Here is an 870-nt window from a genome sequence, read left to right as displayed (position 1 = left end):
CGTGCTGCCGCGGCGCCCGCATGCGCTGTCGGGCGGCCAGCGCCAGCGCGTGGCGATTGCGCGCGCCCTGGTGCTGCAGCCGCAGGTGCTGGTGCTGGACGAGGCCGTATCGGCCCTGGACGTGACCGTGCAGGCGCAGATCCTGGCCCTGCTCGCCCAGCTGCAGCAGGACCTGGGGCTGACCTATCTCTTCATCTCGCACGACCTTGCCGTGGTGCGCCAGATTGCCGACACGGTATCGGTGCTGCGCGCGGGCCGGGTGGTGGACGCGGGCAGCGTGGAGGAGGTGTTCCAGCGCCCCACCAGCGACTACACACGCGAACTCATGGACGCCATTCCCGGCAAAAGGAGCATTGATTTTGTCCCTCACCCCGCCTGATACCAACCGTGGCCACGGCTCCCGCACCGGCCCGCGCCTGGGCTTCTTCAGCCGCCTGCTCGACGATGTGCCGGCCGGCGAGCGCTACCGCCTGGTGGCCGAGCAGATCGCCCATGCCGAGGCCCAGGGCTTCGACTCGGCCTGGGTAGCCCAGCACCATTTCCATGAAAGCGAGGGCGGCCTGCCCTCGCCCTTCGTCTTCCTGGCCCATGTGGCGGCGCGCACGCGGCGCATCCGCATCGGAACGGGCGTGATCACGCTGCCGCTGGAAAACGCGCTGCGCGTGGCCGAGGATGCGGCAGTGCTGGACCTGCTGACCGGCGGCCGCCTGGAGGTGGGCCTGGGCACGGGCGGCACGGCCGAATCCTTCGAGGCCTTTGGCGTGCAGAGCGCCGAGCGCGGCGCCGTCTTCGCGCGCAACTTCGGCGTGCTGCAGGACGCCTGGGCCGGGCGCGCGCTGGCCGGTGGCGTCCACCTGTACCCGGACGCGG

2 protein-coding genes are annotated in these 870 nt (G+C 71.5%); both read left to right on the top strand.

Features of this window, described 5'->3' with window-relative positions; translation table 11 throughout:
• On the top strand, positions 1–379 hold a 379-nt coding region (locus L995_RS15475; protein WP_156136082.1), incomplete at its 5' end, for an ATP-binding cassette domain-containing protein.
• Positions 360–870: LLM class flavin-dependent oxidoreductase (locus tag L995_RS15470; protein ID WP_047472525.1), on the top strand; the 511-nt coding region annotated here is incomplete at its 3' end. The genes L995_RS15475 and L995_RS15470, both read left to right, overlap by 20 nt.

Origin of the sequence: Delftia sp. ZNC0008, from assembly GCF_000799035.1 — a bacterium.
GTDB lineage: Bacteria > Pseudomonadota > Gammaproteobacteria > Burkholderiales > Burkholderiaceae_C > Comamonas > Comamonas tsuruhatensis.
The sequence above is the reverse complement of the archived record's forward strand: the minus strand, read 5'-3'. Positions and strand labels throughout refer to the sequence as shown.